The sequence below is a fragment of the Brevundimonas sp. UBA7838 genome (assembly GCF_002500885.1).
Classification (GTDB): domain Bacteria; phylum Pseudomonadota; class Alphaproteobacteria; order Caulobacterales; family Caulobacteraceae; genus Brevundimonas; species Brevundimonas vesicularis_C.
Map to the genome: position 1 here is coordinate 1 of NZ_DLTK01000049.1, position 8383 is coordinate 8383.

8 protein-coding genes and 1 pseudogene are annotated in these 8383 nt (G+C 67.4%); 4 read left to right on the top strand and 5 right to left on the bottom strand.

Annotated elements, in window-relative coordinates; genetic code table 11:
* Positions 1-141: 141 nt before the first annotated feature.
* The 4 genes from gatB to B3T77_RS03435 all read right to left on the bottom strand — a co-directional run bounded on the left by gatB (position 142) and on the right by B3T77_RS03435 (position 4046).
* Positions 142-1635 (bottom strand): Asp-tRNA(Asn)/Glu-tRNA(Gln) amidotransferase subunit GatB, encoded by a 1494-nt coding sequence (gatB, locus tag B3T77_RS03420; RefSeq protein WP_292077233.1) that lies wholly within the window; start codon positions 1633-1635, stop codon positions 142-144.
* 2 nt (positions 1636-1637) lie between these two features.
* Positions 1638-3116, bottom strand: a complete 1479-nt coding sequence (gatA, locus tag B3T77_RS03425; RefSeq protein ID WP_292077235.1) for an Asp-tRNA(Asn)/Glu-tRNA(Gln) amidotransferase subunit GatA — start codon at positions 3114-3116, stop codon at positions 1638-1640.
* A 2-nt stretch (positions 3117-3118) separates the two neighbouring features.
* Positions 3119-3406 carry an Asp-tRNA(Asn)/Glu-tRNA(Gln) amidotransferase subunit GatC gene (gatC, locus tag B3T77_RS03430; RefSeq protein WP_039247681.1) on the bottom strand — a complete coding sequence of 96 codons (288 nt, stop codon included), beginning with the start codon at positions 3404-3406 and terminating at the stop codon, positions 3119-3121.
* Between the two features lie 94 nt (positions 3407-3500).
* Positions 3501-4046, bottom strand: a complete 546-nt coding sequence (locus B3T77_RS03435; protein ID WP_292077238.1) for a hypothetical protein — start codon at positions 4044-4046, stop codon at positions 3501-3503.
* 73 nt (positions 4047-4119) lie between these two features.
* Here B3T77_RS03435 and ruvX point away from each other — a divergent pair, with 73 nt between their 5' ends.
* Genes ruvX through pyrC form a run of 4 tightly spaced genes read left to right on the top strand, consistent with a single transcriptional unit; the run spans position 4120 to position 7826 of the window.
* A complete protein-coding gene (gene ruvX / locus B3T77_RS03440) occupies positions 4120-4599 on the top strand; it encodes a Holliday junction resolvase RuvX (protein ID WP_292077240.1) in 480 nt (159 codons plus the stop codon).
* The gene (locus tag B3T77_RS03445; RefSeq protein ID WP_312185143.1) at positions 4590-5519 is read left to right on the top strand and encodes an AEC family transporter; all 930 of its coding nucleotides are present in this window, start codon (positions 4590-4592) and stop codon (positions 5517-5519) included. Before ruvX ends, B3T77_RS03445 begins: the two co-directional genes overlap by 10 nt.
* Before the next feature lie 52 nt (positions 5520-5571).
* Positions 5572-6555, top strand: a complete 984-nt coding sequence (locus B3T77_RS03450; protein WP_026108614.1) for an aspartate carbamoyltransferase catalytic subunit — start codon at positions 5572-5574, stop codon at positions 6553-6555.
* Entirely contained in the window at positions 6552-7826 is a 1275-nt protein-coding gene (gene pyrC / locus B3T77_RS03455) for a dihydroorotase (RefSeq protein ID WP_292077244.1), read from the top strand. The genes B3T77_RS03450 and pyrC overlap by 4 nt, the downstream gene beginning before the upstream one ends.
* Before the next feature lie 8 nt (positions 7827-7834).
* Here pyrC and B3T77_RS03460 read toward each other — a convergent pair.
* A pseudogene (locus B3T77_RS03460) lies at positions 7835-8383 on the bottom strand (glycerophosphodiester phosphodiesterase); the annotation flags it as partial.

Consider the following 8383-nt stretch of genomic DNA (forward strand, 5'->3'; position numbering starts at 1 on the left):
CGGATGCCCCCGTCCCGCCTGCGCCTCCGGCTCCCCCTGCACCGCCGGCGCCGCCCGTACCGCCGTCGGCCTGAGCCTTAAAGTTGAAAAGGCCCTGCGGATCGCTCCGCAGGGCCTTTGCTTTTCGTTCGACGCCTCGCCTTACAGGCCCAGCTTGGCCTTCAGGATGTCGTTGACCGCCGCCGGATTGGCCTTGCCGCCCGTGGCTTTCATGACCTGACCGACGAACCAGCCGATGGCCTGGGGCTTTTCGGCGACGGCCGCCGCCTTGTCCGGGTTGGCGGCGATGATCTCGTCCACGGCCTTTTCGATGGCGCCGGTGTCGGTGACCTGTTTCAGGCCATGCTTCTCGACCACCTCGGCCGGCGAGCCTTCGCCGTTCCAGACGTGATCGAAGACCTCCTTGGCGATCTTGGACGAGATGATGTTCGTCTCGATCAACTCCACCAGTTGCGCGACATGTGCCGCCGGTAGCGGGTTCTCGCTGAAGTCCTTGCCCTCGGCGGCCAGGCGCGCCGAAACCTCGTTGGTGACCCAGTTGGAGACCAGTTTGGCGTCCCGACCCTTGGCTGCGGCTTCGAAGTAGTCGGCCTTCGCCTGTTCCGAGATCAGCACGATGGCGTCATATTGCGACAGGCCATAGTCGGCCATCAGGCGCTTGCGCTTGTCGTCCGGAAGCTCGGGCAGCGACGCCTTGATCTCGGCGATCCAGGCCTCTTCCAGGTCCAGCGGCAGCAGGTCGGGATCGGGGAAGTAGCGATAGTCCTGCGCCTCTTCCTTGGACCGCATCGAGCGCGTCTCGCCAGCCGTCGGGTCGTACAGGCGCGTCTCCTGAGTGATCGAACCGCCGTCTTCCAGGATCTCGATCTGACGGCGCGCCTCATACTGGATCGCCTGAGAAATGAAGCGGAAGCTGTTGACGTTCTTGATCTCGCAGCGCGTCCCCAGATAGCCGAAGTCGCCCGTCTCCTTGAACTTGTCGTAGTTTCCGGCCCGGCAGACCGACACGTTCACGTCGGCCCGCAGATTGCCCTTCTCCATATCCCCGTCGCAGGTGCCCAGATAGATCAGGATGGTCCGGATCTTCTTCACATAGGCCACCGCCTCATCCGGCGTGCGCAGGTCGGGACGCGAGACGATCTCCATCAGCGCCGTGCCGGCCCGGTTCAGGTCGACGTAGCTTTCGGTCGGCGACAGGTCGTGGATCAGCTTGCCCGCGTCCTGCTCCAGGTGCAGCCGCTCGATGCCGACGTTGAAGAAGCTGCCGTCCTCAGCCTCCACCTCGACCACGCCTTCACCCACGATGGGGTAATAGAGCTGGCTGATCTGATAGCCGGTCGGCAGGTCGGGATAGAAGTAGTTCTTGCGGTCGAACTGGCTACGTTTGTTGATCTGCGCGCGCAGGCCCAGACCCGTCTTCACCGCCTGTTCGACGCAGTGTTTGTTCAGCGTCGGCAACATGCCGGGAAAGCCCGCATCGACCAGCGACACCTGCTCGTTCGGCCCCGCGCCGAAGCCGACGGCGGCCCCGGAAAACAGCTTGGCCTTCGACGCCACCTGGGCGTGGATTTCCAGCCCCATGACGATTTCCCAATCGCCGGTGCGGCCTTTGATGGTCTTGGTATTGTCGCTCATGCTCACCACCACTTGCCCGGCTTGGCCGTGAAGCCCGCCGCCCGTTCCAGCGCGGCGCCGACCTGGAAGACCGTCGCCTCGTCCAGCGCCTTGCCGATGACCTGCAGACCCAGCGGCAGACCGCCGGCGTCCACGCCCGCCGGCACCGAAATGCCCGGCAGGCCGGCCAGATTGGTCGTCACCGTGAAGACGTCGTTCAGATACATGGTCAGCGGGTCGATCTGCTTGTCGCCCAGCGCGAAGGCGGCCGACGGCGTCGACGGCGTCAAAATGGCGTCCACCTGGCCCCAGACATTGTCGAAGTCCTCGGCGATGCGGCGACGCACTTTCAGCGCCTTGACGTAGTAGGCGTCGTAGAAGCCAGCCGACAGCACATAGGCGCCGATGGTCAGGCGACGCTGGACCTCCTTGCCGAAGCCCTCGGCGCGCGAGGTGGCGTACAGGTCGTCCAGCGAGGTGAACTGTTCCGCCCGGTGCCCGAACCGCATCCCGTCGTAGCGAGCCAGGTTCGACGAGGCCTCGGCCGGCGCCACGATATAGTAGGTCGGCAGGGCGTATTTGGTGTGCGGCAGGCTGATCTCGACGATCTCGCACCCGGCGTCCTTCAGCCAAGCCACGCCCTGATCCCACAGGGCCTGAATCTCAGCCGGCATTCCGTCCACGACATATTCACGCGGCACGCCGATACGCAGCCCCTTGACCGACTTGCCGACCGACTGGGTCCAGTCAGGCGTGGCGATGTCCAGGCTGGTCGAATCCTTGGCGTCGAACGAGCACATGGATTGCAGCAGCAGGGCCGCGTCCTCGACCGTCTTGGTGATCGGCCCGGCCTGGTCCAGCGACGAGGCGAAGGCCACCATGCCGAAGCGGCTGGCGCGGCCATAGGTGGGCTTGATCCCGACCGTGCCGGTGAAGGCGGCCGGCTGGCGGATCGAACCGCCGGTGTCCGACGCCGTCGCGGCCAGGCACAGGTCCGCGGCGACGGCCGAGGCCGAACCGCCCGACGAACCGCCCGGCGTCAGTTCGGCGTTCGAGCCGGTCGATTTCCACGGGTTCTTGACCGGACCAAAGGCCGAGGTCTCGTTGGACGAGCCCATGGCGAACTCGTCCATGTTCAGCTTGCCCAGCATGACCGCCCCGTCGCGCCACAGATTGGCGGTGACGGTCGATTCATAGGGGGGGACAAAGCCGCGCAGCATGTTGGAACCTGCCGTCGTCTGCACGCCCTCGGTGCAGAACAGGTCCTTGATCCCCAACGGCGCGCCTTCCAGCGCCCCGCCCTCGCCGGAGGCGATGCGGGCGTCGGACGCGCGCGCCATGTCCATGGCCTTGTCCGCCGTCACCTCGACATAGGCGTTCAGCGTCGGGTTCGAGGCCTCGATAGTAGTCAGGAAGGCCTGGGTGATTTCGGCCGAGGTGAAGTCCTTGGCCTTCAGTCCGTCGACGGCGCCCTTCAGGGTCAGTTTGGTCAGGTCGCTCATGACTATTCGACCACCTTGGGCACGACGAAGAAGCCGTCCGCCGACTTGGGCGCATTCGACAGGACCGCATCGACCTTGGCGCCGTCGGTGACGACGTCGTCGCGCAGGCGTAGCGGCTGGGCGACGTTCGAGGTCATCGGCTCCACGCCTTCGACATCCACCTGATCCAACTGCTCGATCCAGGCCAGGATGCCGTTCAGCTCCTGCGCCAGCGGCTCCAGCCGGTCCTCGGGGGTCTTGATGCGGGCGAGATGCGCAACCTTGCGCACCGTCGCAGCGTCGATGGCCATGCGGCCCTCCAACACACAAATGAAAACGAAGCGGTCGGATTAGCCGCCCGCTTTGGGATTCACAAGGATCAGCCGCCCGTCGTCAGGCGCGATGTCACTCCGAGGTGCTGACGGACACCGCGTCCGGCGGCGTCTCGCCGCTCCGGGGGAAGTCGATCTGCACCGTGCGCTCCACCTTCTCGATGTCGCCGTTCGGCCCCGCCGTGTCCTGACGCACCGACAGCACTACACGCCCGGCCTTCGCCTCGACGACCTTCCATTCGGCGTAGTCGCCCAGTGGATAGGCGCGCCAGCCCTCGGCCGAACCGCCGAACAGGGCGAAATAGCTCACCAGACCATTCACCGCCGGATCGCCGCCCGACAGGCTGAAGACCTTGGCGTTCTGATCCGGCAGGGCCTCCAACTGCGACACGTCGGCCGCCGTGCCGATCGCCTCGCGTGCAGCGGCCGTGCGCCGTTCAGCAGGCCCGACCGGCTTGCCGGTCGGGGACGGGGCCGTGCGCGTGATCGGGCTCGGCGTCGGCGCGGCTGCCGCGATCTGGGTATCCTGTGCGGTTTCAGTCTTGGCCGGCGTGTCGGATTGTCCGCAACCACTCAACATCAGCCCAAAAGCCGTCATCGCCGCTGTCACTATGCGCATGTTATCGTCCTTCCTGTCGATCGTCGTCACCATCGCCTTTGACTTCCCCGCCCGCCAGTCCTAACCGCAGGCCGTGCCCGTCCTCGACCTCCTCGACCTGCCCGCCGCCTGCGCGCCCGACACGCCGTGGATGGGGTTGGATCTGGGCGAGAAGACCATCGGCGTCGCCGTGTCGGATTCCACCCGCCTGATCGCCTCGCCGCTGGAGCTGATCCGCAAGTCAAAGTTCACGCAGGAGGCCGAACACCTGTTCAAACTGATGGCGCATCGCAAGGTTTCGGCCCTGGTCATCGGCCTGCCCGCCAACATGGACGGCACGGAAGGCCCGCGCGCCCAGTCGTGCCGCGCCTTCGCCCGCAATCTGGAGCGGCTGCGGCCCGTCAACATCGCCTTCTGGGACGAGCGCTTGTCCACTAGCGCCGTCGAGCGCTTCCTGATCGAGGATCTGGACCTGAACCGCAAACGCCGCGCCCAGGTCGTGGACCGCACGGCCGCCGCCTGGATCCTGCAAGGGGCGCTGGACCGGGTCCGGGATCAGGCGACTTGGGTTTGACGGCCCTGATCGCCGGCGTCCTGCCGGTCTTTCTGATGATCGCCCTGGGCTACGGCCTCAGAAAGTCCGGCTTCCTGCCCGACGAGGCCTGGCGGCCGATCGAGAAGCTGTCGATCAACATCTTCTACCCCAGCTTCCTGATCCCCGCGATCTGGCACGCCGACCTCGCCGGCGGCGGGGCGACCGTAGCAGGCGCAGCGGCGGTGGGCGCGACCCTGATCGTGGCGGCGGCAACCCTGGCGTCGAAGCCCCTGATCACCCTGGACGGCCCGGCCTACACCAGCGTCTTTCAGGGCGTGATCCGCTGGAACAGCTTCGTCTTCGTGCCGGTGATCCAGTCGGTCTATGGCTCGGAAGGCACGGCGCTGGCCGCCGTCGCCATCGCCTTCATCATTCCCGTCACCAACATCGCCTGCGTCGCCGTGCTGGCGAAATGGGGGTCGCTGCGCCGCGAGCCGTCGGTGATCGGCCTGATCAAGTCGATGCTGGCCAATCCGATCCTGCTGGCCTGCCTGATCGGCCTGGCGCTTAATCTGTTGCGCGTGCCGTTGATCCCTGGCCTGTCGGATGCGATGGACCTGCTGGGCGCCGCCGCCCTGCCCTTGGGCCTGATCGTCGCCGGGGCGGGTCTGTCCTTCGCCGAAGTCAAACGCCGCCGCACCACCATCGCCGCTGTCAGCCTGGTCAAACTCGGGATCATGCCGCCGCTGATGTGGTTCATCGCCTGGGCTTTGGGCGGCGACAGCCTCGCGCAGGGCATCGCCCTGATCTGCGGCGCCGCGCCCGGCTCGGCCGCCTCCTACATCCTGGCGCGTCAGATGGGCGGCGATGCGCCCCTGATCGCCGGCGTCATCGCCCTGACCACCGTGGGCAGCGCCGTGGTCATTCCTATCCTTCTTGCCCTGTTCCACTTCACCTGACTGGCGCCGCACACTGGCAATGGGAGCGACTCCCGCCTATAGCCGCGTCTCGATGACCCAGCCCGCTCAAGTCACCGATCAGACCATCCGCGACCGGCTGGTTCCGTTCCCCAAACCGCACTTCCTGGCCGCGTCGGACCTCGATCCGTATGTGACCCCACAGTTGCTGGATCTGGGCGACGCCTTCGTCGACTTCAATCGCCAGTCGTCCAAGGCCCTGGACCTGCTGCACGGGCGCACGGTCGTGAACCTGTTCTTCGAGAACTCGACCCGCACCTCCTCCTCCTTCGAAATCGCCGCCAAGCGGCTGGGCGCAGACGTCGTCACCATGCCGGTCGCCGCCTCCTCCGTGAAGAAGGGCGAAACCCTGATCGACACGGCGGTCACCCTGAACGCCATGAAGCCCGACATCCTGGTCATCCGTCATTCGGCCTCGGGCGCGGCCGAACTGCTGAGCCAGAAGGTCGGCTGCGCCGTCGTCAACGCCGGTGACGGCCGCCACGAACACCCGACCCAGGCTCTGCTGGATCTGCTGTCCATGCGCCGCGCATTCGGCGATGTGACCAGCCTGACCGTCGCCATCTGTGGCGACATCACTCACAGCCGCGTGGCGCGCTCCAACGTCGCCCTGTTGCAGATGATGGGGGCGCGCGTCCGCCTGATCGGCCCGCCGACCCTGGTGCCCGGCGACGCGGACCGCTGGGGCTGCGAGGTCTTCCATGACATGCGCGAAGGTCTGAAGGGCTGCGACGTGGTCATGATGCTTCGGCTTCAACTGGAGCGGATGGCCGGCGCCCTGGTCCCCTCGACCCGCGAATATTTCCGCTTCTGGGGCCTGGATCGCGAGAAGCTGGCCTGGGCCAATCCCGGCGCCCGGGTCATGCACCCCGGGCCCATGAACCGCGGCGTCGAGATCGATTCCGACGTGGCCGACGACCTGGACGTGTCTCTGATCCAGGATCAGGTCGAGATGGGCGTCGCCGCCCGCATGGCCGTGCTGGCCTCCCTCTCCGCTCGTTGGGGAGACGCCCGATGACCACCGTCGCCATCATCAACGCCCGTCTGCTTGACCCCGCGTCCGACTACGACGGCCCCGGCGGCCTGCTGATTCAGGACGGCCGCATCAGCCGCGTGATCCATGGCCCGACGCCGGACCTGGCGGCGGATCAGATCATCGACGCTGACGGTCTGTGCCTCGCGCCCGGCCTGATCGACATCCGGGTCAAGACCGGCGAACCCGGCGCTGAACCGAAAGAGACGCTGAAGTCCGCCAGCCTGGCCGCCGCCGCTGGGGGCGTGACCACCATCGTGGTCCAGCCCGACACCGACCCCGCGGTCGACGACCCGGCGATGATCGACTTCATCCAGCGGCGCGGCGCGGCGCTGAACCTGGTCAACGTCCGCGCCGCCGGCGCCGCGACCAAGGCCCTGGACGGTCAGCGCATGGCCGAGATCGGTCTGATGGACGAGGCGGGCGCCCTGTATTTCACCGACGGCGACAAGGTCATCGTCAACAGCCGCACCCTGCAACGTGTGATGAGCTACGCCGCCGCCTTCAACGCCCTGATCGCGTGCCGCCCGGCCGACCCCTGGCTGACGGAAGGCGCGGTCGCCGCCTCGGGCGAACTGGCGACGCGCCTGGGCCTGTCCGGCAGCCCCGCCATCGCCGAGCGGATCGGGCTGGAGCGCGATCTGGCTCTGGTCGAACAGACCGGCGCGCGGTTCCTGGTGGATCAGATTTCGACCGAGGGCGCCTTGGACACCCTGGCCCGCGCCCGCGCCAAGGGGCTGGAGGTCGCCGTCAGCGTCTCGATCAACCACCTGTGCTTCAACGAGGTGGACATCGGCGATTACCGCACCTTCTACCGGCTGGACCCGCCGCTGCGCTCCGAAGCCGACCGCCAGGCCCTGATCGAGGCTGTGCGGGAGGGCCTGATCGACGTCATCACCTCCGCCCACGCACCCGCCCCCGCCGAGGACAAGCGCCGCCCGTTCGCCGAGGCCGCGCCCGGCGCGATCGGCTTGGAGACCCTGCTGCCAGCCGCCCTGACCCTGCATCACGAAGACGGTCTGGACCTGCTCGACGTGCTTCGTCCCCTGACCCAGGGGCCCGCCGCCCTGCTCGGCCTCGACGCGGGCGTCCTGGCCGAGGGCGCCCCTGCCGACGTCATCCTGTTCGACGTCGGCGCGCCGGTCATCATCGACGCCGACGCCCTTCACTCCAAATCCAAGAACTCCCCGTTCGACGGCCGCCGACTTCAGGGCAAGCTGATCGGAACTTGGGTGGGCGGTCGCAAGGTCTTCTAAGGCTCAGATCAGCGCGGCCGCGCGCACGTCGCGGCCTTGGCCACCTCGGCGCCCAGCACCGACTTGACGGTCAGCGGCGTGTCGGTGGCGATCACGGTGACGCCCTGGCGCACCAGATCGCGGTATTCCGAAACGTCCCCGTCGGCGGCGTAGCGGTCGTCGCGGCGCACGCCCTCGGCGCCCAGGGTGCCGAACTGAACCTCGACGCCGGCCTCGCGCAGGGCGCGCCACAGCGCCGGACGCTCCTCGCGCGTGCCGGTCCAGGCTAGGATCTGCGCCGGGTCCAGCCCACTCAGATCCTCCACACCGCTTAGCCCGGCTGAGATCATCATCTCCGGTGCCATGGCCGCCACCGCCCGCGCATCGGCGTCATTATAGGTGATCAGGATCACCCGGTTTCCGGCCCGCGACTGGCGGACCTGATCGATCACCGCTCGCGCCAGATCGACCGTGGTCTCGCCGTCCGCGGGTTTCAGGTCGATGCTGGCGATGGCCCCCACGCGTCCGGCGGCGTCGAGCGCCTCGCCCAGCGTCGGCGGCGCGGCGCGCGTCAGGGC

Bases quoted from the DNA above. Each gene is read 5' to 3' on its own strand.
- gatB (WP_292077233.1), bottom strand. From the start codon at position 1,635: ATGAGCGACAATACCAAGACCATCAAAGGCCGCACCGGCGATTGGGAA.
- gatA (WP_292077235.1), bottom strand. From the start codon at position 3,116: ATGAGCGACCTGACCAAACTGACCCTGAAGGGCGCCGTCGACGGACTG.
- gatC (WP_039247681.1), bottom strand. From the start codon at position 3,406: ATGGCCATCGACGCTGCGACGGTGCGCAAGGTTGCGCATCTCGCCCGC.
- B3T77_RS03435 (WP_292077238.1), bottom strand. From the start codon at position 4,046: ATGCGCATAGTGACAGCGGCGATGACGGCTTTTGGGCTGATGTTGAGT.
- B3T77_RS03450 (WP_026108614.1), top strand. From the start codon at position 5,572: ATGACCCAGCCCGCTCAAGTCACCGATCAGACCATCCGCGACCGGCTG.
- pyrC (WP_292077244.1), top strand. From the start codon at position 6,552: ATGACCACCGTCGCCATCATCAACGCCCGTCTGCTTGACCCCGCGTCC.